This is a genomic window from Crossiella sp. CA-258035 (assembly GCF_030064675.1).
Lineage (GTDB): Bacteria > Actinomycetota > Actinomycetes > Mycobacteriales > Pseudonocardiaceae > Crossiella.
On the sequence record NZ_CP116413.1, the window covers coordinates 3,239,548 to 3,265,020 of the forward strand.

22 protein-coding genes are annotated in these 25,473 nt (G+C 71.8%); 10 read left to right on the top strand and 12 right to left on the bottom strand.

Features of this window, described 5'->3' with window-relative positions; genetic code table 11:
- Positions 1-33 precede the first annotated feature (33 nt).
- Positions 34-981: a LysR family transcriptional regulator gene (locus tag N8J89_RS14960; protein WP_283664947.1), complete on the bottom strand. Its 948-nt coding sequence runs from the start codon at positions 979-981 to the stop codon at positions 34-36.
- Positions 982-1,110: 129 nt separating this feature from the next.
- On the bottom strand, positions 1,111-1,599 hold the full coding sequence (locus N8J89_RS14965) for a MarR family winged helix-turn-helix transcriptional regulator (RefSeq protein ID WP_283664948.1): 489 nt from the start codon (positions 1,597-1,599) through the stop codon (positions 1,111-1,113).
- A 56-nt stretch (positions 1,600-1,655) separates the two neighbouring features.
- On the opposite strand from N8J89_RS14965, the gene N8J89_RS14970 reads away from it, so the two are divergent.
- The 3 genes from N8J89_RS14970 (at position 1,656) to N8J89_RS14980 (ending at position 5,129) form a co-directional block, all read left to right on the top strand.
- Entirely contained in the window at positions 1,656-2,897 is a 1,242-nt protein-coding gene (locus N8J89_RS14970; RefSeq protein WP_283664949.1) for a multidrug effflux MFS transporter, read from the top strand.
- A 10-nt stretch (positions 2,898-2,907) separates the two neighbouring features.
- Positions 2,908-3,576, top strand: a complete 669-nt coding sequence (locus tag N8J89_RS14975) for a hypothetical protein (protein WP_283664950.1) — start codon at positions 2,908-2,910, stop codon at positions 3,574-3,576.
- A 710-nt stretch (positions 3,577-4,286) separates the two neighbouring features.
- A complete protein-coding gene (locus N8J89_RS14980; RefSeq protein ID WP_283664951.1) occupies positions 4,287-5,129 on the top strand; it encodes a CPBP family intramembrane glutamic endopeptidase in 843 nt (280 codons plus the stop codon).
- Between the two features lie 2 nt (positions 5,130-5,131).
- On the opposite strand, the gene secD is transcribed toward N8J89_RS14980, so the two are convergent.
- From secD to N8J89_RS15000, 4 genes are all read right to left on the bottom strand, one after another.
- Positions 5,132-7,405: a protein translocase subunit SecD gene (secD, locus tag N8J89_RS14985; protein ID WP_349497481.1), complete on the bottom strand. Its 2,274-nt coding sequence runs from the start codon at positions 7,403-7,405 to the stop codon at positions 5,132-5,134.
- An 84-nt stretch (positions 7,406-7,489) separates the two neighbouring features.
- A complete protein-coding gene (locus N8J89_RS14990) occupies positions 7,490-7,879 on the bottom strand; it encodes a hypothetical protein (RefSeq protein ID WP_283664953.1) in 390 nt (129 codons plus the stop codon).
- A gap of 46 nt (positions 7,880-7,925) precedes the next feature.
- The gene (locus tag N8J89_RS14995; RefSeq protein WP_283664954.1) at positions 7,926-8,672 is read right to left on the bottom strand and encodes a GNAT family N-acetyltransferase; all 747 of its coding nucleotides are present in this window, start codon (positions 8,670-8,672) and stop codon (positions 7,926-7,928) included.
- Positions 8,665-10,056 carry a PAS domain-containing protein gene (locus N8J89_RS15000; RefSeq protein ID WP_283664955.1) on the bottom strand — a complete coding sequence of 464 codons (1,392 nt, stop codon included), beginning with the start codon at positions 10,054-10,056 and terminating at the stop codon, positions 8,665-8,667. The genes N8J89_RS14995 and N8J89_RS15000 overlap by 8 nt, the downstream gene beginning before the upstream one ends.
- A 122-nt stretch (positions 10,057-10,178) precedes the next feature.
- Here N8J89_RS15000 and N8J89_RS15005 point away from each other — a divergent pair, with 122 nt between their 5' ends.
- Positions 10,179-13,319, top strand: a complete 3,141-nt coding sequence (locus N8J89_RS15005; protein WP_283664956.1) for a bifunctional cytochrome P450/NADPH--P450 reductase — start codon at positions 10,179-10,181, stop codon at positions 13,317-13,319.
- Positions 13,320-13,380: 61 nt separating this feature from the next.
- Positions 13,381-13,743 (top strand): DUF1304 domain-containing protein, encoded by a 363-nt coding sequence (locus tag N8J89_RS15010; protein ID WP_283664957.1) that lies wholly within the window; start codon positions 13,381-13,383, stop codon positions 13,741-13,743.
- A 1-nt stretch (position 13,744) separates the two neighbouring features.
- Here N8J89_RS15010 and N8J89_RS15015 read toward each other — a convergent pair whose 3' ends face one another.
- Both N8J89_RS15015 and N8J89_RS15020 read right to left on the bottom strand, forming a co-directional pair.
- A complete protein-coding gene (locus N8J89_RS15015) occupies positions 13,745-14,839 on the bottom strand; it encodes an ADP-ribosylglycohydrolase family protein (protein WP_283664958.1) in 1,095 nt (364 codons plus the stop codon).
- A gap of 153 nt (positions 14,840-14,992) precedes the next feature.
- Positions 14,993-15,613, bottom strand: coding sequence for a helix-turn-helix transcriptional regulator (locus N8J89_RS15020; protein WP_283664959.1), 621 nt, complete (start codon positions 15,611-15,613; stop codon positions 14,993-14,995).
- A 75-nt stretch (positions 15,614-15,688) separates the two neighbouring features.
- On the opposite strand from N8J89_RS15020, the gene N8J89_RS15025 reads away from it, so the two are divergent.
- Positions 15,689-16,831 (top strand): pyridoxal-phosphate dependent enzyme, encoded by a 1,143-nt coding sequence (locus N8J89_RS15025; protein ID WP_283664960.1) that lies wholly within the window; start codon positions 15,689-15,691, stop codon positions 16,829-16,831.
- Positions 16,832-16,840: 9 nt separating this feature from the next.
- Here the strand turns inward: N8J89_RS15025 and N8J89_RS15030 are convergent, their stop codons facing one another.
- Both N8J89_RS15030 and N8J89_RS15035 read right to left on the bottom strand, forming a co-directional pair.
- Positions 16,841-17,653, bottom strand: coding sequence for an aminoglycoside 6-adenylyltransferase (locus N8J89_RS15030; RefSeq protein WP_283664961.1), 813 nt, complete (start codon positions 17,651-17,653; stop codon positions 16,841-16,843).
- 9 nt (positions 17,654-17,662) lie between these two features.
- Positions 17,663-18,604, bottom strand: coding sequence for a sigma-70 family RNA polymerase sigma factor (locus tag N8J89_RS15035; RefSeq protein ID WP_283664962.1), 942 nt, complete (start codon positions 18,602-18,604; stop codon positions 17,663-17,665).
- Positions 18,605-18,703: 99 nt separating this feature from the next.
- Here N8J89_RS15035 and N8J89_RS15040 point away from each other — a divergent pair, with 99 nt between their 5' ends.
- The 4 genes from N8J89_RS15040 (at position 18,704) to N8J89_RS15055 (ending at position 20,889) form a co-directional block, all read left to right on the top strand.
- Positions 18,704-19,003, top strand: coding sequence for a hypothetical protein (locus N8J89_RS15040; protein ID WP_283664963.1), 300 nt, complete (start codon positions 18,704-18,706; stop codon positions 19,001-19,003).
- A gap of 87 nt (positions 19,004-19,090) precedes the next feature.
- A complete protein-coding gene (locus N8J89_RS15045; protein WP_283664964.1) occupies positions 19,091-19,213 on the top strand; it encodes a hypothetical protein in 123 nt (40 codons plus the stop codon).
- Between the two features lie 21 nt (positions 19,214-19,234).
- Entirely contained in the window at positions 19,235-19,648 is a 414-nt protein-coding gene (locus N8J89_RS15050) for a hypothetical protein (RefSeq protein ID WP_283664965.1), read from the top strand.
- Entirely contained in the window at positions 19,645-20,889 is a 1,245-nt protein-coding gene (locus N8J89_RS15055; protein WP_283664966.1) for an FAD-dependent oxidoreductase, read from the top strand. Before N8J89_RS15050 ends, N8J89_RS15055 begins: the two co-directional genes overlap by 4 nt.
- Before the next feature lie 512 nt (positions 20,890-21,401).
- Here N8J89_RS15055 and N8J89_RS15060 read toward each other — a convergent pair.
- On the bottom strand, positions 21,402-23,975 hold the full coding sequence (locus N8J89_RS15060; protein WP_283664967.1) for an ATP-binding protein: 2,574 nt from the start codon (positions 23,973-23,975) through the stop codon (positions 21,402-21,404).
- A gap of 129 nt (positions 23,976-24,104) precedes the next feature.
- A complete protein-coding gene (locus N8J89_RS15065) occupies positions 24,105-24,896 on the bottom strand; it encodes a trypsin-like serine peptidase (RefSeq protein ID WP_283664968.1) in 792 nt (263 codons plus the stop codon).
- Positions 24,897-25,473 lie beyond the last annotated feature (577 nt).

Here is a 25,473-nt window from a genome sequence, read left to right on the forward strand (position 1 = left end):
TTGCCCGCTCTTTACCTTCGCTTTCACTTCTGGCTAGGACAGACTCCCGTGACGGTCCAGCCAGTACGCGTAGACCGGGTGGTACTCGACCTGCTCGGCGTAGTCCTCCACCAGGAAGCGCAGCAGCTTGTCCGACTGGCGGGCGATGGTGCCCTCGCGGTGGTGCACCAGCAGCCGGGTGGTGCGCAGCGGGGTGTCCCGCAGCGGCCGGTTCACCGTGCCGGCCGGTGGGTCCGACAGCGGCGGGCAGAGCAGCACCGCCTGCTGGCTGCGCACCAGCTCATCGGCCTGCGGCAGGTCCACCCGGTGCCGGATGCGCGGCACGAAACCGGCCCGGCCGCAGGCGGCGTAGATGGACTCGTCGTCGTTGTTGCCGCACGGTGAGGGCGTGGCCCAGTCCTCACCGGCCAGGTCGGCGAGGCTCACCTCGCACTGGGCGGCCAGTGGGTGGCCGGAGGCGAGGCGGACGAACACCGGTTCCACCACCACCACGTGGTAGGCCAGGCTGGGCCGTCGGCGCAGTTCGTAGCCGTCGCACTCGTTGAGCAGCGCGACATCCAGCCTGCCGCTGTCCAGCACCTCGGCCACCGCGTGCGAGGACGGGCCCTCCTCGGTGCGCAGTTCGGCCGCCGGGTGCAGGGTGTTCAGGCCGCGCACCAGGCTGGGCAGCAGCGGGCCGGGGCGCACGCCGATGCGGATCTCGCGCAGCTCCTCGTCCTCGGCCAGTCCGCGCGAGGGCGCGAGGCCGTCCAGCACTGGCAGCACGGAGTTGGCGCGGACCAGGATGAACTCGCCCAGCGCGGTGGGCCGCACGCCGTCCCGCTCGCGCACGAACAGCGGCCCGCCCATGAAGCGCTCCAGGCGCTGCACCTGGCGGGTCAACGTGGGTTGGGACAGCCCGAGAACCGCGGCCGCCTTGGTCATGCTGCCGGCCTCGGCGATCGCGCACAGCATCCGCAGGTGACGGACCTCCAGGTCCATGCCGCCATCGTATGGACCCGAACGGCAGGGTGAAAGGCGCAAACGACTGAGGGCCCCGGTTGGCCAATACTGTTTTGTTCAGTTGTCGAGACGCGTTCAGTTCTGTTTCGTGGCAACGGTTTGCATTGCTCAGTCCGGCTGCGCGTCGAGCTCGGCGATGAGGCGGCGCAGCGCGGGCAGCGCGTCGGTGATGGTGTCCAGCTCGGCCGCGGACATCCGGTCCATCGCCTCGCCGACCACCCGGTTGCGGTGCCCGTCGAACTCGGCCAGGCGGCCCAGCGCGAGCTCGGTCGGCAGCAACCGGGCGCTGCGCCGGTCCGTCGGGCAGACCCGCCGTTCCAGCAGGCCCTCCGCGCTGAGCGCCGCGACCAGCGTGCTCACCGTGTTCGCGGCCAGCTGGAGGGTGTGCGCGGCCTCGCGCACGGTCAGGCCGGGGCTGGCCGCGACGGTGCGCAGCAGGTTGGCCTGGGCCTCGGGCAGCGGCGGGTGCGGGAAGTGCCGGCGGGTGTTGCGCAGCACCGCCATCCGCAGCCGCGGCAGCACCGCGAACAGGTCTTCGGCCAGGGCGGACCGGTGGTCGTCGGGGCGGGCGGGATCACGTTTCCCCGGCGCGGGCATTCCCGTATCTTAACCCCTATATATCGTTCGCAGAGGTAATGAGCTGGGGAGCTTCCGTGGTTGACCTGCAGACCGCACCGGCGACAGCGAAGTCCAGGGCGGCGACCGCCCTGCTGGCGGTGCTGCTCGGTGGCTGCACCGCCTTCGGGCCGCTCACCATCGACATGTACCTGCCCGCGTTCCCGCAGATCGCGGCGGATCTGGGCAGCACCGCCGCGCAGGTGCAGCTGACCCTGACCGCCTGCCTGATCGGCCTGGCCCTGGGCCAGCTGGTGATCGGCCCGCTCAGCGACATCCTGGGCCGCCGCCGTCCGCTGCTGGCCGGGCTCGCGGTGTACGCGGTGACCTCGGTGGCCTGCGTGTTCGCCAACAGCGTCGGCCTGCTGGTGGGCCTGCGGTTCATCCAGGGCGTGGCGGGCGCGGCCGGCATCGTGATCGCCAGGGCGATCGTGCGGGACCTGTACTCCGGCGTGGCCGCGGCGAAGTTCTTCTCCAACCTGATGCTGATCTCCGGCCTGGCCCCGATCCTGGCCCCGGTCATCGGCGGCCAACTGCTCAAGGTGGCCACCTGGCACGGCGTCTTCGCGGTGCTGGCCGCCTTCGCGGTGCTGTTGTTCCTCGGCGGCCTGTTCGGCCTCCGCGAGACCCTGCCGGTGGAACGCAGGCACGGCGGCGGCCTCGGCCAGACCTTCCGCTCCATCCGCACCCTGCTCCGCGACCGGGCCTTCGTCGGCTACGTGCTCACCTCGGGCCTGACCATGGCCGCGATGTTCGCCTACATCTCCGGCTCCCCGTTCGTGATCCAGGACCTCTACGGCGCCTCCCCGCAGGTCTACAGCCTGATCTTCGGCGCCAACGCGATCGGCATCGTCGCGGTCGCCCAGCTCAACGGCCGCCTGGCGCACCGGGTGCACTCCAGGACCCTGCTCGCCATCGGCGTCCAGGTGGTCGCGCTGGCGGGCCTGGCGCTGCTGGCCGTGGTCCTCATCGGCGGCACCGACCTGGGCCTGACCGGCTTCCTCATCCCGCTGTTCGTCATGATCGCCAGCATCGGCATGATCCTGCCGACCACCACCACCCTGGCCATGGCCGACCACCCGGAGGCCGCGGGCGCGGCCTCGGCGCTGCTGGGCTCGGTCCAGTTCGTCATCGGCGGCCTCACCGCACCCCTGGTGGGCCTGGCGGGTCAGGACAGCGCGGTTCCGATGGCCGCCGCGATGGCGCTTATGGGTATAGCCGCGTTCGCGATGTACTTCTTCGTGGCGCGTCCCGCCGCCAGAAAGGCCAACGCGGCCTAGCATCCGGTTCGTGCAGTGGAACCACAACCTGGCTCTCGCGCTGCTCGGACGGGACTGGCTGGGAAACGAGCGCCTCAAGGCCTTGGCCTGCGCCGAATCCCTGCCCAACGGCAGATTCCACGTCAAAGGCCTGGACAACCACGGAATCCCCACCACCCGCTCCCGCACCCGCGCCGCCACCTGGTCCGACGACGACATAGCGGCGGGCCGGAGCGCGGCAGTCCACGCCCGCCAACCCGACAGCCCCGCCGTGCGCCTGTACCGAGCGGTGCAAGCCCCCGAGGCCTGCTGGCTGGCGTTGGGCACGGAACGGATCGCGGTACTCCGCATCCGCGACACCGCGGTGAGAGCTGAACCGATCGTGAGCCCCACGGCACAACGGTTGGTGCGGCAGAAGTCGGTGGGCAAGGTACTGCGCGGAGTGGGCAGGCTGGTGCGTGACGTGGCGACCGGTTTACAGGAGGACATCGGCCGCCCGCCGCTGCACGAACGGCCGGAGGACGCGGTGCTGGAGTTCGAGTTCGAGGCACCGAGGGCGGAACTGTTGCGGGTGGAGCGGTGCAGGCAGCTGGCGGTGGGCTCAGCGAGCAGACAGGTCCGGCTGCACTTCACCGACGGTTCGTGGGCGCGAATCAGGACGGATGTCGACGGTGTTGAGGCATTGACGCTGCCTTACTGACCGGGGCTCGCGACAGGGAACCAGCGACGGGGTGGCTTTTCGAAAACCTGTCCGAAGTCTTGAGGTTCCCCATGCCCGTCAACCTGGAGAAAACGAACCACATCCCAGCCCACGGACGTTCACAGCAACCGCCGCCAAGGCCACGCAACGCAAGGGCGGCCGTGGGCTGGGATGTGGTTTGATTTCGGAGGGTTGACGGGCATGGGGAACCTCAAGACCTGCCTGCGTCTTGGCCTTTGACTTTCCCCCCCCATGCTTTGATCTCTGCCCGTCCGGCGAGGACGCTCTTGACTGTCGCCTTTGACTGAAAACCTAAGATCAAAAGCAAAAGAATGTCCTCGCCGGACGGGCAGACCACCGGAGGGGTGTGACAAGTCAAAAGCCGGGACGAGCAGGTTGCGGGGCTGAGCAGGCTGCCGGGGCCGGTTCCAGCGTGCTCGCGGGCCTCTCGTCTTCTCCGCACGACCTTCCGACAGCAAACCACATCTCTCCACCCGGCCCCCGTCACGTTGGGCGGGGCGGGCGGCGGCAGGTTGCAGGGGCCGGGTGGAGAGATGCGGTCAGCAGTCTCCAGGCCGTACGGAGAAGACGAGAGGCCCGCTTTGTGGGTTTTCACCCCGTGTCGGGAGCCGTGTCGCTGAAGCCGTGTCGCTGATCTCCCGCCTTGGGGTGGCAGCGCGTTGTCGCCCCGGCCGGATATGTTGGTGTGTATGGGGGAGCGGCGTTACTGGGCCCGGCTCGGCGGGTTTGTCCTGGTCGGCGGACTGACAGTCATCTTCGGCTGTCTGCTGTTGTTGCTGCTCACCGGGCACTTCCGGGTGCACTACACCGCCGATCACGACGACACCCTCCCGCTCTGGCTGCTGATCGTGCCCGCTCTGCTGGCCATCGTCGTCACCCGGGTCGTCCCGCCCAAGGTCAAGTGGCACAACCCGTTCCGCATCGAACCCGACCGGACCCGGCTGGAGGCGGGCTGGCTCACCGGTATCGCGCTGCTCTACGCGGTCATCATGGTCTTACCGGGTGGGCCGATCTGGTTCCTGTCCGTCAAACCGTTGTTGCTCATCGTGGTCCCGCTCAGCCTGTTCTGGTACCTGCGGCGGCACGGTGGCAAGCGGGAGCGCTGGTTGCCCATGACGCCGGTGCGGTGGGTCGCGCCGCTGGCGCCTGCGGTCGTCTTCCTCTCGCTGACCTATCTTGTCGGGGCCTATCCCGAGTCCCGGATCATTCCCTCTTGGCCGGTCATGGTCTTGGTGTTCCTGTTCAACGCCGTGATCGAGGAGTTCTTCTACCGCCGTTGGTTGCAGACGCGGCTGGAGGCCGTGCTGGGACTGTGGCCCGGGATTGTGCTGGCCGCCGTGCTCTGGGCGGTGTGGCACATCGGGATCCAGTCCCACCACGGCCTCGGCCTCGGTCTGCTCACCGTGCTGGCTGGGCACGGGGTGCGCGGGATGTTCCTCGGTTACCTGTGGGCGCGCTACCGCAACTTCCCCGTGTTGTTGCTGGTGCACGGGCTGATCAACGCGCCCTTCCTGCTCACCTCACTGCTCTGAGCTCACACCACCGCGCCGGAGTCGACGCGCCGGCGGGTCTGCTGGCGAGGCTTGGCGCGCTGGCGGCCCGCGCCCGGGGACTTCCGGTCCAGCAGCACCGCCATCGGTGAGGCGGTGGCGACCGTGGAGATGGTGCCCGCGACCACGCCGATCAGCACCGCCAGGGCGAAGTCGGCCAGGGAGCCGTCGCCCAGGAACAGCAGGCACAGCAGCACCGCGAGCACGCCGACGCCGGTGTTCACCGTGCGGGGCAGGGTTTGCAGCACCGCGGTGCCCGCGACCTGGTGGAACGGTTCCCTGGGGCGCAGGCCGCGGAGTTCGCGGACCCGGTCGAAGACCACCACCGAGTCGTTCACCGAGTAGCCGATGACGGTCAGCAGGGCGGCCAGGAACACCGCGTCCATGGTGATCCCGAGCCAGGAGAACAGGCCCAGCAGCACGATCACGTCGGTGAGCAGCGCGGCCACCGTGGCCAGGCCCAGCCGCCAGTCGAAGCGGATCGCCAGGTAGGCCAGCTGGGCGGCGACCGCGATGGCCAGGGCGATCAGCGCGTTGGCGCGCAGCTCCTCGCCGAGGCTGGGGCCGATCAGCTCGCTGCGCACCTGCTCCGCGCCGCCGCCGAGCCCGGCCAGCACCTCCTTGACCTTCGCGGTCTGGGTCTCGTCCAGCGGGGCGGTCTTGACCGTCAGCTCCTTCGCGCCGCTGGCCGAGACCGTGGTGCGGTCAAAACCCGCTGCCTGCAAGGCGTCCCTGGCCGCGTCCGCGCCGACCTGCTGGGTGGTGGTGTACTCGATCAGCCTGCCGCCGGTGAACTCCACGCCCAGCTCCGGGCCCCGGATCACCAGTCCCAGCGCGATCAGCAGGGTGACCGCGCCGGTGGCCAGCAGCCAGCGCTTCGGGTTGGCGTACAGGCCACCGAACCGGCCGGAGAGCCAGGTGCGCACCCGGCCCAGGTTGCCCAGACCGGTCAGCCAGGGCCGCTTGGCCACGAACTCGTTGTCGCACACCGCGATCACCAGCACCCTGGTCAGCACCAGCGCGCTGAACAGCGAGGCCAGCACACCCACCGACAGCGTCACGCCGAACCCGCGCACCGGCCCGGTGGCCAGGAAGAACAACAGTCCGGCGGCGAGCAGGGTGGTCACGTTGGAGTCCGCGATCGCCGACACCGCGCCCTTGAACCCGCCTTCCACCGCCCGGCTCAGCCGCTGTCGTGGCGGGAGCCCCTTCCTGGCCGCGAAGTCCTCCCGCGCCCGTTCGAACACGAGCACGTTGGCGTCCACCGCCATGCCCACCGCCAGCACCAGCCCGGCCAAACCGGGCAGGGTGAGCGTCGCGCCGATGGCCAGCAGCGAGGCATAGGACAGCGCCGCGTACCCGGCCAGCGCGAGCACCGCCAGGAAACCGACCAGCCGGTAGACGAAGGTCAGGAACAGCCCGGTGATCGCGACCCCGATCAGCGCCGCCCACGCGCTGGCCTCGATCGCCTGCGCGCCCAGGGTCGGCCCCACGGTCCGCTGTTCCAGCACCTCCACCGGCAAGGGCAGCGCGCCGCCGCTGATCAGCAGCGACAGCTCCTTGGCCTCGGCCTGGGTGAACTTGCCGGTGATCCGGGTGTTGCCGCCGCCCATCCCGGCCTGGCAGCCGACCGTCTGGTCGACCTGCGGCGAGGAGATCACCTTCTCGTCCAGCACGATCGCCACCCGCCGCTTCGGATCACCCGGCGGCGAGCAGGCGGCCTCCCCGGTGAGCTTGCGCCAGCTCTCGCTGCCCGCGCCGGAGAAGTCGATGCCGACCTGCCAGCCCACACCCTGCGGCACCGGCCCCGAGCTGGCCCCGGACACGTTCTCCCCGGTCAGCGCGGCCGGCGCGAGCCGCAACGGCATGCCGGACTCATCCGGCAGCACCTTCTCGCCCGGTCCGGCCTTGGTCTCCGGCGCGGCCGCGCCGAGCACCGGGTGCATGGTCAGCTGGGCGGTGCGGCCCAGCACCGCCACCGCCTCCTTCGGGTCCTGCACGCCGGGCAGTTCGACGATGATCCGGTTCTCCCCGGAGCGGACCAGCCCCGGTTCGGCCACGCCGAGGCTGTCCACCCGGCGGCGGATCACCTCAAGGGCCCGGTCGGTGGCGTTGGCGTCGGCGGTGACGGTCGGGGTGGACTTGGCTTCCAGCACGATCTGGGTGCCGCCGCGCAGGTCCAGGCCGAGGCGCGGGGCGGTGCTGAGCACGAGGTAGGTGGCGGTGACCAGCACGGCGAGGGACAGCAGCCCGCGCACGAGAAGTCCCCGCCACGCCGAAGGGCGTGACATGGGCGAGTTTCCTCCAGGAATGAGGTCCGTCCACAGTGGACGGCGAGTGGGTCAGGTTCCTGGAGTGGCGGGTGGCCCTCTGGTGGGCGCCTGCGGCGGACCGGCCCCGTCGGCGGCGGCGAACACCGCCTGGTCAGTGGTGACCTCGAGGCTGGGCCGGGGGTACACGGGCTCGGCCACCGGCAGACCGGCGGGCAGCTCGGCGAAGTGCTGGTGCGCCTGCGGGTTCGCGATGGCCACCCGGTCGGCGGTGAGCCTGGTGTCCCGGTGGTCCGAAGTGGACCCGCCGAGATGGGTGGAGACCGCGACCTCGTTGTCGGCCAAGGAGACCGGCGCGGCGGTGGCCACCGGGGCGGCCACCAGCACCAGCAGCGCGGTGAGCAGCACCGCCTGGATGAAGCCGAGCAGCGCGAACCGGGGCGGGACACCGTGCGTGCGCACAGTCCACCTCCAGTTCTCGGCTGCCGACCCGCCCAGTCTAGAGGACTCAGTCCGGGATGAGCACCGTCATGGACTCCTCCACGTGCCGGAACCCCGCCTTCTCGTACACCCAGCGCGCCGGGTTCCCGTCGGTGACGGCCAGTCCGACCGCGGGCAGCCCGGCCTGCGCGGCCAGCGCGACCGCCCGCCGCAGCAGCACCATGCCCAGCCCTCGGTAGCGCGGCGCGGGGTCCCGGTAGACCTGCCCGATCCACGGCCCGGCCAGCGGCGGGTCCCCGGCCCGGTTGTTGACCACCACGACCGCGACCACCTCGTCCCCGTCCCGGATGAGGCCGCTGCACGGCAGCACCGGGCCGAGCACCTCCCCGGCCAGCAGCTGGGCGAAGTTCGCCCGCTCGCCCTCGGCGTCGAGCACGTGGTCCACGTGGCCGGGCGGGAAGGCGCGCTGGTAGGCGGGGAAGATCTCCTCCAGGGTGGCGGTGAACTCGTCTGCCCGCAGCCCGTCGGCCAGCGGCGGGTTCAGCCAGTCCGGGTCCGCCTGCTGCTCGCGCAGGTCGAAGCTGTAGGCGTGCGCGTGGCGGACCACCGTGCCGCCATTGGCCTTGGCCAGCAGGCAGATCTCCGGGGCCGCGCTGAACACCCAGCCCTTGCGCTCGGTGAACAGCAGCCGCACCAGGTCCTCGGCCGAGATGTTCACCGCCTCCAGCTCGGCGGCATAGGGCAGGTCCAGCCGGGTCCGCCGGTCGTAGTGGGCGACCACCCGGCCCGTGCCGTCGAGTAGTTCCTCACGCATAAGGTGCTCCATTCCTCCGCCACACCGGTGGCCACGCCGACGCGTCCAGCACGCCGGTCACATACGCCCTGGCCACCAGCGCGGTGCGGTTGGCCGCGCCGAACCGCTGGCAGAGCCGGGTGACGTGGTAGGTCACCCCGTCCGGGGTCAGGCCGATCGCGGCGGCGATCGCCGCGGTGGTGTCCCCGGCCGCGACCCTAGTGATGATCTCCGCTTCCCGGATACTGATTTCCGGTGGCCGCACGGCCGGCTCCGGCTGCTCCGGGTCGGCGGCCAGGGTCAGCAGCAGCCCGGTCTCCACGTCCTTGACCAGCTGGATGGTCAGCTCCCCGGTGCGCTCCCGCTCCGCCCGCCGCGGCCGCCAGCGCACCGCCAGCGTGCGCTTGCCACGTTTCCCCGAGCTGAACTCCCGCATCAGCCGGTCGTGTTTCTCCTGGTCACGGGCCTGCATCAGGCTGGTGAGCAGGGTTCCGTGCAGACGCCCCGGGCTACTGCCCAGCAGGGCGGCGAACTCCGGATTGAGCATGCTCAGCCTGCCGTCGGGCAGGCAGACCGCGGTCGGCACCGAGATCCGGTCCAACAGGGTGAGGAACCGGTTGCGCCACAACGCCACCTCCCGCTGCGCGGCGCGGAACTCGGTGACGTCGAACAGGATGGTGCCCACGTGCCAGGTCCCGTCCGGCTGCGGCAGCGGGAACCGGTACCCGGACCACTCCACCTCCCGGCCGTCCAGCTCGGTGCGCAGCCGCACCTGGCGGCCGGTGCCGGAGAGCAGCACCGCCGCGTTCTGCTCGACCGACTGCTCGGCCAGCTCCGGCGGCAGCACCTCCGGCACCGTGCGCCCCACCACCTCGCCCAGCGGGCGGCGCAGCAGCCGGTGCCCGGCCTCGCCGAACCAGACGTAGCGGTGCCGCTCGTCGGTGATCATGGCCAGCACCGGGGCGTGCGCCACGAACTGGGCCAGCCGCTGCTCGGCCACGGCCAGCGCGGTCCGGTCGGCCAGCCAGTCGCCGACGTCCACCGCGACCATGCCCAGCAACGGTTCCCCGTCGGCCGGGTGCAGCAGCAGCTTGTGCCCGGCCAGCCACACCTGCCGCCCGGCCCCGCCCGGCAGCGCGGTCGGCGCGGGATCGCTGGGCCGCCAGCGCAGCGGCTCGCCGGTGCGCCACACCCGCTCGTCCTCGGCGTCCACCGGCGCGGCCAGTTCCGGCCCGATCCAGTCGGCCAGCGTGCTGCCGGCCACCCGGTCGGCGGTGGCCCCGATCAGGTCCAGGTAGCTCGGCGAGGCCCAGGTGAACCGGCCCGCGCGGTCCCGCAGCGCGGCCAGCGCGCCCGAGGCGGCCAGCAGCTCGGCCAGGCCGAGCCGGGACAGCGGATCGCTCACAAGGCGGAAACGGTAGCCGAGTACTACAAGATTGTGTAGTGCGTTCGCTCTGGCGTGCGCCCCGCCGGTGCCAGTGTTGATCTCGACAACCAACCGCGGCACAGCGAAATCGGGGATTCGAGATGGGCATGCAGGAAACACCGGACCGAGTGGCGCTCCCGCATCCGGCGAACCGCCTGCCGGTGCTCGGCGATGTGCTGGGCTCCTCCTCGGACCGCCTGGTGCAGAGCGCGATGGACGACGCCCGCGCGCTCGGGCCGATCTTCACCCGCAAGTTCTTCGGCACCGAGGTGGTGTTCGTCTCCGGCGCCGACCTGGTCGCCGAGCTCGCCGACGAGGACCGCTTCGCCAAGCACGTGGGCAGCTCGCTGGTCACCATCCGCGGCCTCACCGGCGACGGCCTGTTCACCGCGTTCAACGAGGAGCCCAACTGGGCCAAGGCGCACGACATCCTGCTGCCCGCCTTCGCCATGTCCTCGATGCGCACCTACCACCCGACCATGCTCGCGGTGGCCCGCAAGCTCATCGCGCACTGGGACGCCCGCGCCGGGAAGTCCACTGTGGACGTTTCGGCGGACATGACCAAGCTGACCCTGGACACCATCGGCCTGGCCGGGTTCGGCTACGACTTCGGCTCCTTCGACCGGGACGATCCGCACCCGTTCATCACCGCACTGGTCCGCGGCCTCGCCTTCGCCCAGGCCAAGAACCGGCACATCCCCGGCCTGGACTTCCTCTACCGCAAGGACAGTGCGCGGTTCGCCGCCGATGTGGAGTTCCTCAACGGTGTGGTGGACGAGGTGATCCGGGAGCGGATCGCCAGCGGGGACACCAGCACCGACGACCTGCTCGGCCTGATGCTCAACGCGCCGCACCCGGCCTCCGGCGAGACCCTGGACGAGGTCAACATCCGCAACCAGGTGGTCACCTTCCTGATCGCCGGGCACGAGACCACCTCCGGCACGCTGTCCTTCGCGCTGCACTTCCTGGCCAAGCACCCGGCCGTGCTGGCCCGCGCCCAGGCCGAGGTGGACGCGCTGTGGGGCGAGGCCGCCGACCCGGAGCCGAGCTTCGAGGACATCGGCAAGCTGCGCTACGTCCGGCAGATCCTTAACGAGACGCTGCGGCTGTGGCCGACCGCGGCGGTGTTCGCCCGCCAGGCGTTGCGGGACACCGTGATCGGCGGCAGGTACCCGGTGCGTGCGGGACAGCCGATGCTGGTGCTGACCCCGATGCTGCACCGGGACCCGGTGTGGGGCGACAACGTGGAGGCATTCGACCCGGAGCGGTTCAGCCCGGAGGCCGAGCGGGCCCGCCCGGTGCACGCGTTCAAGCCCTTCGGCACCGGCGAGCGGGCCTGCATCGGCCGCCAGTTCGCCCTGCACGAGGCCACCCTGCTGCTCGGCCTGCTGATCCACCGCTTCCGCTTCCTGGACCAGGACGACTACCAGCTCAAGGTCAAGGAGACCCTCACCCTCAAGCCCGAGGGCCTGCACCTGGGCCTGGCCCGCCGCACCCAGCGCCGCAAGCCCGCGGCCACCACGACCGCACCCGCCACGGCCAAGGCCGCCGGTCGCGCCCGCCAGGGCACCGCGCTGACCGTGCTGCACGGCTCCAACCTCGGCACCTGCCGCGCCCTGGCCAAGGAGCTCGCCGAAGCGGGGGAGCAGCGGGGCTTCGAGGTCACCGTGGCCCCGCTGGACGCCGCCACCCGCGCCCTGCCCACCGGCGACCCGGTGGTGATCGTGGCCGCCTCCTACAACGGCCGCCCGACCGACGACGCCACCGAGTTCTGGAACTGGCTCAACGAAGCCAAATCTGGCGAGCTCGACGGCCTCCGGTACGCGCTGCTCGGCGTCGGCGACCGCAACTGGGCCGCCACCTACCAGCACGTGCCCACCACCCTGGACGCCCGGCTGGCCGAGCTGGGCGGCACCCGGCTGCTCGACCGCGGCGAGGCCGACGCCTCCGGCGACCTCGCGGGCGCGGTCACCGACTGGAGCGAACAGCTCTGGACCGCGCTGCTCACCGAGTACGGCGACCCGGACGCAGTGTCCACTGTGGACACTGCCGACGGTCCCCGGTACGCGGTGCGCACGCTGACCGGCCCGGTCACCGCCGCCCGCGACGCCCGGCACGAGCTGCGGCCGATGACCGTGCTGGAAACCGGCGACCTGGCCGACCTGGCGCACCCGCTCGGCCGGTCCAAGCGGTTCCTGCGGATCGCGCTGCCCGAGGGCCTGACCTACCGCACCGCCGACCACCTCACCGTGCTGCCCGCCAACGACCCGGCCCAGGTCGACCGCGCCGCCCGGATCCTGCGGGTGGACCCGGAGGCGGTGCTGGACATCACCGACCGGCGGCCCGGCCGGGGCGCGCTCGGCCTGGACCGCCCGGTCAGCGCCCGCGAGCTGCTCACCCACTTCGTCGAGCTGCACGACCCGGCCACCCCGGCCCAGCTGGCGGTGCTGGCCGCGAACAACCCCTGCCCGCCCGAGCGCAAAGCCCTGGCAGCGCTGGCCGAGCGGCCGGACGGCAGGGCAGTGCTGGACCTCCTGGCAGCCAACCCGGCCTGCCAGCTGACCCTGGACGCCGCGCTGGAGCTGCTGCCCCCGCTGCGCCCCCGGCACTACTCGATCTCCTCCTCGGCCGCCGCGCAGCCGGACGCGGTCGACCTGATGGTGTCCCTGCTGGACAAGGGCTCCTGCCACGGCGTCGGCTCCGGCTACCTGACCGGCATGCGCCCCGGCGACACCGTGCTGGCCAAGGTCCAGCCCTGCCGGGAGGCGTTCCGCATCGCCCCGGACACCGGCCGCCCGGTCATCATGATCAGCGCGGGCACCGGTCTGGCCCCCTTCCGGGGCGCCATCGCCGACCGACTGGTGGCCGGGAACACCACCCCCGCGCTCTGCTACTTCGGCTGCGACCACCCCGAGGTCGACTACCTGCACCGTGCGGAGCTGGAAGCCGCCGAGGCCGCCGGGGTGGTCTCCCTGCGCCCCGCCTACTCCCAGGCTCCGGTGCAGGACCAGCGGTTCGTGCAACACCGGATCGCCGCCGAAACCGAAGAGGTGTGGCGACTTCTGGACAACGGTGCCGCGGTCTACGTCTGCGGTGACGGAGCCCGGATGGCCCCGGGCGTGCGCGCCGCCTTCCTCGACCTGCACCGCAAGCACACCGGCGGCACGGCCGAGCAGGCCGAGGTCTGGCTGACCGGGCTCATCGCGGAAAACCGCTACATCGAGGACGTCTACGCGGGATGACTCACCCCCGCGCGGAGCGCACAATGACTGTCCACAGTGGATCGACGAAGGAGCAGGTCTGATGGGTGTCGTGGCGGGGATCCTGGTCGGGTTGGTCGCGCTGATCCACGTGTACATCCTGGTGCTGGAGATGTTCCTGTGGACCACTCCCCGGGGTCAGAAGGCGTTCGGGCTGACCCCGGAGTTCGCCGAGCAGACCAAGACCTTGGGCGCGAACCAGGGCCTGTACAACGGGTTCCTGGCCGCCGGGCTGATCTGGGCGCTGATCGCCAGTGACCCGGTCGGCTACCAGGCGAAGATCTTCTTCCTGGTGTGCGTGTTCGTCGCCGGGGTCTACGGCGCGGCCACGGCCAGCAAGAAGATCCTCTACGTCCAGGTGGCGCCCTCGGTGCTGGCGCTGGCCGCGGTGTTCGCCGCGAGCTGAGTCACCAGGTGGGATAGCAGTGCAGGAACCCGCTGGAGGTCGGCGGGTTCGCGCTGTACTCCGCGACGGCGTCCCGGCTCAGCAGCTCGGTCGCCGCGCGGAGCTCCAGCTTGGCCAGCCACTCCTTGGGCAGCGCGCCGACCCCGTGCGCCGCGCCGAAGAGGTTCCCGGCGATCGCGCCGGTGGAGTCGCTGTCCCCGGTGTGGTTGACCGCGACCCGCATGGTCTCCCGGAAGTCGCCGCCCCCGTGCAGGAACGCGTAGAGCCCGATGGCCAGCGCCTCCTCGCCGACCCAGCCGCCGCCCAGTTCGCGCTCGATCCGCTCCGGGGTGACCGTGTCGATCGGCCCGCCCAGCCGCACCGCGCCCTTGATGGCCTCCAGGGTCTCCTCGTGGCCCTCGTGGGTGCGCAGGATCTGCTCGGCCTTGTCGATGGCCACGTTGATGTGCGCGCCGTGGAACAGCGCCCACACCATCACCGCGAGGCACCCGGCGGAGAGGTAGCCGCTGGGGTGGGTGTGGGTCAGCGCCGCGCCCGCCGCCGCCACCCGGAACACCTCGGCCGGATCGTTGCCTAACAAGGCCACCGGGGCCGCGCGCATCACGCCGCCGCAGCCCTTGGAGTTGTTGATCTTGTTGGTGAAGGAGCCCGGCGCGCGGCCCCGGCCGATGTCCTCCAGCGCGCGCACGCAGGTCTTGCCGGGGGCGCGCCGGTCGAACAGGTCGGGCTCGCGGATCAGCCAGCCGTCCGGCTGCGGGTGCGCCTCGGCCAGTGAGCCGAGCGCGTCCGCCCACGGGTAGCCCTGGGTGTGCATCCAGCGCAGGTAGGCCGAGAGCAGGAAGGGCACTGGATCGGTCGGCCCGTGCTGCCGCTGGTGCACGTGCGCCCTGATCATGCCTTCCAGGGTGAACAGGGTCATCTGGGTGTCATCGGTGATCGCGCCGACCTTGCCGTAGGCCGCGTGCAGCTCGGTGATGCCGCGCTGGCCGTGCCGCTGCCGGATCTTCTCGATCGACTCGAACTCCACGTCCGCGCCGAGCGCGTCCCCGAGCGCGCCCCCCAGCATGCAGCCCAGCACGCGCTCTTCCCAGGTCACCGGCAGCCTCCCCGAATGGTCGCGCCCAGCCCGTCTGCCAGGCCGGCACCAGAATGTTGCCAGCCTAGCCCGATCGCCCGGCGGGCGGTGAGCTGTTCGGGGGAATCGCGGTTCCACAGTGGAGGGTGGCGCGGGAACGGTTGAGCGGCAACGTCATCGGGCCCGCACCCTGGCCAGGTCGTTGTACAGGGTGGCCCGCGAGATGCCCAGGTGTTCGGCCACCCTGGCCGCCGAGCGCTGCACCGCGAACACCCCGCGCCGGTCCAGTGCGGCGATGATCCGGCGGCGGTCGGCCCGGTCGGCGCGGTCGCAGCCGCCCTCCTCCGCGATCACCGCGTCCACCACCTGGTCCACGTCGTCGGAGAACACGGTCACCGGCGCGGGTTCGAGCGGACCGGCCATCCCGCTGAGGGTGTCCGCGGCCTGGCGCAGCGCGGTGACGTCCAGATTCACGCACAGCGCGCCGACCACCTCGCCGCGCACCCGCAGCAGCATGGTGGAGGAGCGCACCAGCCGGCCGTTCGGCAGCCGGGTGAGGTAGTTGAGCCGGTCCTCCGCCTCGGGTCCGGCCGCGAGCAGGCCGAGGCCGATCTCGCTCATCGCGCCGCCGACGTGCCGGTCGGTCACCGCGCCGCTGATGGCGACCACACTGGCCTCCGGGCTGCGGTAGTCGTGCAGCACGATCTCGGCGGTGGGGCCGTAGGTGGCGGCCAGGCCCGCGACCAGGGGGCGCACCGACTCGAACAGGTCATCGGCCGCAACAGTGTCGCTCACCACCTCAGGCTATCCCGACTTGACAGTCTGTCCAAGTTTTCTGGACGATCAGTCCAGTCGAGTTCTGGAGGAACCGTGTCCCACCAGCTGCCGCCGCTGCGCTGCACCCGTTGCTACACCGAGTTCCCGGTGCAGAGCCTGGTCTGGCACTGCCCCTGCGGCGGTGTCCTGGACGTCGCCGACTTCGGCGCCCGGCTGCCCGGCCGGTCGGAGCTGGCCACCCGCCCTGCCACCCTGTGGCGCTACGCCGAGGCGCTGCCGGTGCCGGAGCTGGCCGAGGTGAGCCTGGGGGAGGGGATGACCCCGGTGGTGCCCGCGGTCGGCCTGGCCGATGCCAGGGTGAAGCTGGAGTACCTCTCGCCGACGCTGTCGTTCAAGGACCGCGGCGCGGTCATGCTGGCCACCCTGGCCAAGCTGCTCGGCGTGCGCAGGCTGATCGCGGACAGCAGCGGCAACGCGGGCACCGCGCTGTCGGCCTACGCCGCCCGCATCGGCGTGCCGTGCGAGATCTACGTGCCGGCCAGCACCTCGCCCGGCAAGCTCGGCCAGATGCGTGCGCACGGCGCGGACGTGCACCTCATCGAAGGCAACCGGGAGGACGCCGCCCGCGCGGCCAAGGTCGCCGCCGAGGCCCCGGATGCCAGCTACGCCAGCCACATGTTCCACCCGTACTTCCTGCACGGCACCAAGACCTTCGCCTTCGAGCTGTGGGAACAGGGCATGCCGGAGACCGTGGTGCTGCCGGTCGGCCACGGCACCCTGCTGCTCGGCGCCTACCTCGGCTTCCAGGAACTCCTTGCCCAGCAGCTGATCCCGCGCCTGCCGGTGATCATCGGCGTGCAGTCGGCCAACTGCGGCCCGCTGGCCGCCGCCGCGGACGCCGGCAGCCCCAGCCCCGCGGTCATCACCCCGGTGCCCACCAGGGCCGAGGGCATCGCCATCGCCGAACCCGCCCGCGGTGAGGCCATCCTGGCCGCGGTGGCCGCCACCGGCGGCACCATCCTCGGCGTCACCGACAACCAGGTGCACACCGCCCGCGCCGAGCTGGCCGGGGCCGGTTTCTACGTCGAACCGACCTCCGCGGTCTGCTGGGCCGCCATCCAGGCCGCCCGCACCGGCACCGCTCCGGCCAGCCCGGCCTGGGCCACCGCGGTCCCGCACCTCACCGGCCCGCTGACCCTCGCCCTCTCCGGCGCTGGCCTGAAGTCGCCGAACTAGCCCGCGCGGTCAGCGGGTCAGCTGCGGCAGGATCGCGGCCTCGGGGGCGGCGTCGTAGGTGAACTCGTGCGCCTTGGCGACCTCCCTGGCCAGCTCGGCGAACAGCACCGCGGTCGCGTGCGCCGCGCGCAGCGCGCTGTCGCCGTCGAACCCGCCGAACAGCTCGGGCAGCCGGTCCCACACCCCGGGTGCGGCCCACCGCCGCATCCGGGTGCCCGCGTGCCACACGTCGTGCGCCGGCCCGTGCACCGCCTGCGCGTGCCACTCGATCATGGCTTCGAGCAGCTCCTTGGTGGTGGCGTCCCGCGACTTCACCACCCACAGCTCGCCACGGGCCACGTACCGCGGCAGGTGCGCGATCTCGAACCAGAACTCCGTGCACAGCTCCTGGAAGTCCTGCTCCGCCAACGGTTCCGGCCGCGGCCGGCCACTCGGCGCGGCCAGCCGGGCGGCCAGCCCGTCGGGGTCGTGCAGGACTTCGTAGCCGCGTTCGTGCAGGTCGTCCAGCTCCTCGGCCAGTTCGTCCACTATGGACAGTGGCAGGAGCTGGAAGTCGGCCTTGGTGCCGTCGGTGAACAGGACCAGCCGCGCCGGGTTCTCCCACGGACCTTCCAGGCCGACGCTGACCAGCACCGGGCCGAACCCGGCCAGCCAGTCCGCGGTCCCGGCGTAGGACTCGGGATCGGTGGTGAACAGCTCGATGTCGTGGTCGGAGAAGGCGTCCACACTGCCGTCCCGGCGTGCCCGGGAACCGGTGCGCAGCACCAGCCTGATGTCCGGCCTGCCCGCCGCCCACGCGGCCAGCCCCGCTTCGGTGATCACACGGCCAAGCTACCCGGCCCAGGCCAGCAGTGGGTCGTGCCTGCTCGGCTCGCGCAGCTGCCGCAGCGCCTGCTTCTCCAGCTGCCGGATGCGTTCCCTGGTCAGCCCCACCTGGTCGGCGACCTCCTGCAGCGTGTGCGGCCTGCCGTCGTGCAGCCCGTACCGCAATGTGATGATCATCGCCTCCCTCGGCGGCAGCGTGTCGATGAGCGAGCGCAGCTCCCTGGCGAAGGACTGGTACTCCACCACATCCGCGGCCTGCAACACGTCCTCGTCGGTGATCAGGTCACCCAGCCTGGTGTCGCCCTCGGCCCCGACCGGGGAGTCCAGGCTGACCGACTCCCTGGCCAGCAGCCGCAGCTCGGCCACCCTCGCCTGGCTGACCTTCGCCGCCTCGGCCACCTCGGCGATGGTCGGCTCCCGGTGCAGCCGCAGCTGGAGCTGACGTTCGGTCTTGGCCACCTTGGTCAGCTCCTCCACCACGTGCACCGGCAGCCGCACACCCCGGCTCTGCTGGGCGATGCCGCGGTCCATGGCCTGCCGGATCCACCAGGTGGCGTAGGTGGAGAACTTGAACCCCTTGGCGTAGTCGAACTTCTCCACCGCCCGGATCAACCCGAGGTTGCCCTCCTGGATGAGGTCGAGCAGCGACAGCCCGCGCCGGGCGTGCTTCTTGGCGATCGAGACGACCAGGCGCAGGTTCGCCCGGATCATGTGGTCCTTGGCCCGCTGCCCGTCAGCGGCGACGGCGGCCAGCCCAGCTCGATCACCCTCACCCCGGCGCAGCAGCTCGGCGGCGTAGACCCCGGCCTCGATCCTGCGCGCCAGGTCCACCTCCTCCGGTGCGCTGAGCAGCGGAGTGGCCGCGATCTGTCGCAGGTACTGCGTCACCAGGCCACGTTCGTCATCCAGTTCGCGCGGTTCAGCCCGACCGACCGTTCGGTTGGTCATCACGGTCACCTCCATCACCTTGGGTAACCGGTCAGCGCCGGAACACACCAGTTAGTTGTCGGCGCACCCGGGTAGCCGAAGGCGGAGGAGGTGACGACCATGAGTCAGCACGTGGACATCCGGCCGATGGCGAGCCACGAGTTCGCGGCCACCGTGGAGGAGGGCCAGACGGTCACCCACCACCGCGTGGTCCTGCCGCCTGACCTGGCCGAAGAGGTGCGGCTGCGCGCCGACCAGCTCGCGATCCCCGACTATCGGATCGTGTCGGAGTCATTGGACTTCCTGCTGGCCGACCACCCGAACACGGCCCTGCCGCACGACATCGACCTGGCCCGTCTGAGCAGCCAGAACGAGCGGTACCTGGCCGAGTTGCACGACCGCTTGGTCGCCATGGCGTAACCCGGATTGGTGACTCTTCCCCGTGGCTGTGGATTCGATTACCGGTTGACCGGGTATCTCCACCGCAGCCACGGGGAGGAGTCAGCCATGGGGCGACACCGCTTGAACAAGTACGACGACCAGCAGTGGAGCGCGGCCACGCTCACCGGCGGCGGTGAGGAGACCGGCTCACCCGAACCAGGGGAGGGCCAGACCGCGGCACAGGACTGACCCGCGGGCGAGAATGTGCCGGTGAACATTCTCGCCGGAGTCATCGGAGCAGTGCTCAGCCTCATCGGGGTGCTGTTGGGCGTGTGGCTCAACGGTCGCCGAGAGGAGCGCAGGTGGCTGCGCGACAACAAGCTGGCCAGCGCCACCGACTACATCGCGGCCGCGGGCAACCTGTACAACTTCCGCCGCAAGGAGGCCGACGCCCGGCCCGAGGTGGACGAGCAGACCCGCGCCGAGTGGACGGACCGCATGCAGCGCAGCCGCGCCGCGATCCACCTGCTGTGCGAGCCGGAGACGGTCCAGCGGCTGGAGGACCTCTCCGCGATCATCTGGCGCACCAAGCCGGCGGATGACCGGTTCGAGGACAGCACGGCAGCGCTGAGCGAGTTCACCAAGGCCGTCCGCGCCGAGCTGACCGGCCGGTCCAGCCGGTGACCGGAGTGGTGGTGGCCGGTGGCGGTCCCGGCGGCATGGTGCTGGCCTACCTGCTGGGCCGCGCCGGGGTGCCGGTGACCCTGCTGGAGGCGCAACCGGACTTCGACCGCGACTTCCGCGGCGACTCCCTGCACCCCTACACCCTGGAGCTCCTGGACACCCTCGGCCTGGCCGATGACCTGCTGCGCCTGCCGCACCACCCCGCGCGCAGCTTCCGCTTCCACACCCCGCGCGGCACCATCACCGCCGCCGACTACCGCGGCCTGGACTCCCGGTTCCCTTACGTGGCCCTGATGCCGCAGGTCCGCTTCCTCAACTTCCTTGCCGCCCAAGCGAAAACCCTCCCGTCCTGCCGGATCCTGATGGCCGCCAAGGTGATCGACCTGCTTCGGGACGGCGACCAGGTCACCGGCGTCCGCTACCGCGACAACCACGGCGAACACGACCTGCCGGCCACCCTGGTCATCGGCGCCGACGGCCGCTTCTCCCGCCTCAGACGCCTGGCCGACCTCCCGGTCGAGTCCCTCGGCGCCAGCAGTGACCTGCTCTGGTTCCGCCTGCCCCGGCACCCGGAGGACCCACCGGAAGCCGACGTCGACCTGTACTTCGGCCGCGACCACTACGTGGCCCTGCTCGGCGGCGTCACCGACTGGCAGGTCGGCTACACCCTGCCCAAGGGCGGCTACCCCGCCGCGAAGAAGGCGGGCGTCACCCCCATCCAGGACTTCGTCCGCGAACACGTGCCCTGGCTGTCCGACCGCATTCAGACCCTGACCGACTTCGACCAGATCACCCTGCTCTCGCTGGAGATCGCCCGCGCCCCGCGCTGGCACCGGCCGGGCGTGCTGCTGCTCGGCGACGCCGCGCACGTCATCTCCCCGGTGGGCGGCAACGGAATCCTGATGGCGGTCCAGGACGCGGTGGAAACCGCCAACCAGCTCATCCCCAAACTCCGCACGGGCCGGCTCACCGAGCCCGACCTGGCGGCGGTCCAGCAAGCCCGCGAACCCGCCATCACCGAGGTCCAAATGAACCAGACCCGAGTCGAACGCCGAGTGGCCACCGCCCGCGAAACCGGCAAAACCCTTGCCCCGCCACCATTCCTGCGCCTGCTCACCGCCCTGCCCTGGATCCGCACCCGCACCGCCCGCCGCAACGCCTACGGCCCCCAGCCCCCGATCCTGGACGCCACCCTCCTGACACACCCCGGCCCCGTCCCGACCCGAACGCCGAAAGACTGAACCTTCGGGCAGCGCTGACCGGACTTTGGTACCGGAACCGTTGCCAGAACACGACTACCGCCCATACTCAAGCCACGACAGACCACCGCTCCGCCGGGCGACGCGACGGCCCCGCCCCCGAAGTAGCCGTCGCGCTCGACACCCAACCCGGCGCGCAAGCGGGGTCGGCGGCACACCCCAGCCGCCGACCCCGCCCCCAGCCCCGCGCGAGCCCCGCCCCCGGCGTGCGCCAGCCCTGCCCAATCGCGCGCCAGTCTCGCCCTATCGCGCGCCCGTCGTGCGCCCGCCCCACGACTCGCCGCCCGGTCGCCGCCCCAGGCCCGCCCGCGCCGCGCGGGGCCAACGCGGCCACCCGGTGGCGGGTTGTGGGCTGGCGCGCGACGGGCGCGCGACTGAGACGGGGCTGCGCGACGGCCGCGCGGCGCGGGCGGGGCTCGCGTGCGACGGGGCGGGGCTTGCGCGCGACGGCCCGCATGGTTTGCGGTGTAGCGGAATCCGCGGTCGCCACCGGCTCAGTGGTGGTCGTGCAGGGCTTGTGCTCGTGCGGCGAGGGTGGGCATGCCCAGGGCGGTGGCTTCCTGTTCGGCCTGGCGCGCCTGTTCGTGGGACTGGGGGTTGTTGTGGGAGAGTAGGAACTCCGCGTAGTCCGTGCGGGCCGTGGCCAGCCAGGGGCGGGCGCCCATGCGGCGGGCTTGGTCCACTGTGGACTGGAAGTGGGACTCCGCCTCCTCGGGGCGGTCCTGTAGGGCGGCCAGGTTGGCCAGGGCGTGGGAGATCAGGCCGAAGGGGTTGCCGGCGGAGGTGGCGACCAGGCCGGCGTAGGGGCGGAGGGCTTCGGTCAGGGTGGCGGCGTGCTCTTCGGCGCGGGTGAGGTGGGCGACCTCGGCCAGCAGCAGGACGACCGGTACGCCGACGGTGGTTTCGGCCAGGGGTTTGGCGCCGTCGGCGAGCAGGCGGTCCAGCTGGGCCCTGGCTTCCAGGTGGTGGCCGAGGCGGGCGCGGAGCCAGACCGTGACGCAGCGCAGCGCGGGGGACAGTTGTGGCACCGCGCTGATCAGGTCGGTGTAGGCCGTGGTGGCGGCTTCGGCGGTGGGCAGGTCGCCGCGGTCCAGGGCCAGGCGGGCCAGGTGGTGGTGGAAGGATGCCTCGGCCAGTGGGTGGTTGGCCTGGCGGCCGTGGGTCAGGGCTTGTCTGGTCAGCGACTCTGCCTCGGCGAAGTCGCCGTCGGCGTGCCGGATCGTGGCCGCGCACACCCGTTGGTAGTACAGCCACAGCGGGTGCCGCAGCCGTTCGGCCAGCCTGCCGGTGGTGGCCAGCGACTCCTCCACGGCGTTGCGCTCGCCCAGGTCCAGATTGGCCACCAGGCACCACATGTGCGCCTCCATGGCCAGCAGGTCCGCCCCGGCCCGCTCGGCCGCGGCCGCCGCCTCCGCGGCGACCACCAGCCGCTCGCGCGCGTTGTGCGGCGACCACATGGCCTGGTGGTGCGCGCTCAGCACCTCGGCCAGCGTGGCCGGATCACCCGGTTGATCCGGACCGCACAGCCTGCGGGCCATGGCCAGGGCCTGCCCGGCCACCAGCCCCCGGCGTTCCCGGCTGGTCTCGGCCGGGTCCAGCTCCTTGGCCAGCCGGGCCAGCACCCTGGCCCGCAGTTCGCCGTCGCCCGGCGGCAGCCCGTCCAGGGCCAGTTCCAGGCGTCGCAGCAGCTGGGGCTCGTGCAGCGCCAGCTGGTTGCCCACACAGCAGCCCAGCGCGGCCCGCGCCGCGGTCTCGCCGTCACCGACCGCGCGAGCCACGTCGAAGGCCTGTTCGTACCCGGACACCGCTGCCGGCAGCGCGCCCGAATGGAACCGAGCTTCAGCCAGCGCCAGCAGGATCCGGGCCCGTCGGACCCGGTCGCGGTCGTCATCGCCCAGCAGGTCCAGGGCCTGCTGGAAGCTGACGGCCGCGTCCTCGTAGGCCAGCGCGCGGAACGCGGCCCGGCCCGCGCGCACCCGGTGCACGGCGGCCTCGTCCCCTCGCTCGCCCAGGGTGAGGTGCTCGGCAAGCCGGCTGGACGCCTCATCGGCGCGAGCGCACGCGGCGATCGCCGTGGCAGCCCGGCGATGCAGCGCGGCTCGCTCCGGTGCGGGTATCCGGTCGGCTACCGCCTCCTGGAGCAGGCTGTGCGGAAAGCGTAGCAGGTGCTCCGCTTGGTGGGCAACCAGGCCGTGGCGGAGGGGTTCGGCGAGCCGGGACCAGGTCTCTGACGTGCTCAAACCGGCCATCTGGGCCAGTTCCCGGAGGTCCACGGTCAGGCCGAGCACCGCGGCCTGGCAGAGCAGGTCCACGGCGTCCGCCGGTAGCACGGCCAGCCGCAGCGCGGTCACCTGCCGCACGCCGGCGGGCACCGCGGTCAGTGCGACCGGCGCCGCGGTGTGCCGCAGCAGCCGGGCCAGCTCGGTGGCCAGGAACGGGTTGCCGCCGCAGCGCTGGTGCACCGCGGCGAGCAGCTCCGGCTCCGGCGCGGTCCCGGTCACCTGGTTCAGCAGCGAGCCGGTGGCCGCCGCGTCCAGCCCGGTCAGCTCGATCCGCTCGCCCAGCCGCGCCAGCTCGCCCTCCGGCGCCTCCCAGCAGGTCCCGACCACCAGCAGCGGCGCCGAGCGCAGCTGCGGCGCCAGGAACTCCAGGCAGCGCACCGTGCCCTCGTCCGCCCAGTGCAGGTCGTCGAGCACCACCAGCGTCGGCGCCCGGTCCGCGGTGAGCAGCCCGGCCAGGTCGTCGAAGAGCCGGAACCGCGCGTGCTCCGCCGGCCGGGGGGCCACCGGCAGCGGCCGCAGCCACGGGTGCTCCCCGCCGGTGCCCAGCTCGGCGTGGTGCTGTCGCAGCACCTGGATCCACGGCCAGAACGCGGGTCCGCCGCTGCTGCCCCAGCGGGTGCGGAACCCGCGCGCCGCCGCGGTCCCGGTGACGTGCTCGGCCAGCGAGGTCTTGCCGATGCCGGCCTCGCCGGTCAGCAGCACCAGTCCGCCCTGCCCGGCCTCGGCCCGCGCCAGCGCCTCGGCCAGCTCGGCCACGGGTAGCTCCCGGCCGAGAAGTGTGCGCACAACGCCCCCTTGATCCACCTTCCAGCATTCCGCGTGCCGGCTCGGCACCGCAATCAGATGGAACGGAGGTCGTCCCTCCGGACCGCCCGGCCGGTCGTTGACAGCCCGACCGGCCGGTCGGTCGGGGGGCTAGTTCATGTTGGCCCGGTACAGCCGCTCCGCGGTGGCGCCGAAGACCACGCCGATCGCGGTGGCCCCGGCCCCTGCCGAGTGGTTGGCCCACAGGTAGCCCAGCCCGGTCGGCGTGCTCGCCCCGGTGATGTACCCACCGCCGCTGCTGCCGCCCTCGGTGTCACAGGCGGTCCGCACACTGGACCCGCTGACCCGCGTCGGCTGGTCGCAGTAGGTCAGGTCCCGCCCGGTCCAGATCCGCGCGGCCGGGTAGCCCCAGACCGTGGTGCGCCCGCCGACCGGCCCGGTGAACCGGATCCCGTTGGCGCCCACCACATCTTCCAGGTTCTTGCCGTCGACCTGGGCGACCACGGTGAGCGCGTGGTCGTTGCCGCTGCTGGCCACCTTCCGGGCGGGCCAGCGCCCGTACGGCGCGTCACCGGTGCCCGCGGAGTTGTAGGCGGGCACGAACATCACGTTGGTGGTGCCGGAGAGGCAGTGCGCCGCCGACCACACCATTGACCTGTTCGGCGCGGTGACCACGCTCGCCGAACACCAGCTGTTCCGGCCGCTCTTGGTCCAGAACACCTTGCCGTGCACCCGAGTGCCGGGCGCGGTGTATGGCCGGGGGGCCTTGGTCAGCTCGGCGCGCACGCCGAGAGCCTGGTCGCCGGTGTCGGGGGAGGTGGCGGTGGCCATCCGTTCCGGGGTCCAGTAGTCGAGGGTGTCCGATGGCGTGGCGTTCGCGGTGGGGGAGAGCAGGCTGGCCGCGAGCAGCAGGGTGAGCAGGGGGATCGATCTTGTGGCCATGACGAACTCCTTACTGTGCAAGGGTGAGTTCGTCGCCGGTGATATCAGCGCGGGTGGGCCTGGTCGCCGCGGTGGCGGCAAGACGTCATGGCTGGGGCGCAAACTGCCGCTGGTCGGGGTGCGGCCACTGCGACATGGTGGTGGCGGACGCTGCTGGTGACGGCGGCGGTGGCGAGTGCTCCTGTCCTAAACCGACCGGTCATATTCGCGGCGCCGTGAATGTGACCGGTCGTCTTGGACGGCCGACGCGGGCTTCTCTCCGGCCGGAGCGAGGGGCATCGTCAACGTGTGCAGCGAATCGGGCGATCCATGGCGGAAGCGTGGCTGGTTGGCTGGCCGAACCAGGGTGGACGCCGGTCCGGGCTGTTGCCGCAGAAGCCGCACACGGTGGCGGCGGCGGAGATCGTCCATTGTGCCCGGCCCGGAAAACGAGTGATCCCACCTGGTGACGCAGGTGGGATCCGGGGGTTGGTGGGTCAGTCGATCAGGGCGCGCAGCTCTTCGAGGCTCATGGTGAGGGTGTCCTCCATCGGCTGTGGCGCGGGGATCGGGGCGTCGGGGTGCGGGCTGGGAACAG

Bases quoted from the DNA above. Each gene is read 5' to 3' on its own strand.
- N8J89_RS14960 (WP_283664947.1), bottom strand. From the start codon at position 981: ATGGACCTGGAGGTCCGTCACCTGCGGATGCTGTGCGCGATCGCCGAG.
- N8J89_RS14965 (WP_283664948.1), bottom strand. From the start codon at position 1,599: ATGCCCGCGCCGGGGAAACGTGATCCCGCCCGCCCCGACGACCACCGG.
- N8J89_RS14980 (WP_283664951.1), top strand. From the start codon at position 4,287: ATGGGGGAGCGGCGTTACTGGGCCCGGCTCGGCGGGTTTGTCCTGGTC.
- N8J89_RS14995 (WP_283664954.1), bottom strand. From the start codon at position 8,672: ATGCGTGAGGAACTACTCGACGGCACGGGCCGGGTGGTCGCCCACTAC.
- N8J89_RS15005 (WP_283664956.1), top strand. From the start codon at position 10,179: ATGGGCATGCAGGAAACACCGGACCGAGTGGCGCTCCCGCATCCGGCG.
- N8J89_RS15010 (WP_283664957.1), top strand. From the start codon at position 13,381: ATGGGTGTCGTGGCGGGGATCCTGGTCGGGTTGGTCGCGCTGATCCAC.
- N8J89_RS15035 (WP_283664962.1), bottom strand. From the start codon at position 18,604: ATGACCAACCGAACGGTCGGTCGGGCTGAACCGCGCGAACTGGATGAC.
- N8J89_RS15040 (WP_283664963.1), top strand. From the start codon at position 18,704: ATGAGTCAGCACGTGGACATCCGGCCGATGGCGAGCCACGAGTTCGCG.
- N8J89_RS15045 (WP_283664964.1), top strand. From the start codon at position 19,091: ATGGGGCGACACCGCTTGAACAAGTACGACGACCAGCAGTGGAGCGCG.
- N8J89_RS15065 (WP_283664968.1), bottom strand. From the start codon at position 24,896: ATGGCCACAAGATCGATCCCCCTGCTCACCCTGCTGCTCGCGGCCAGC.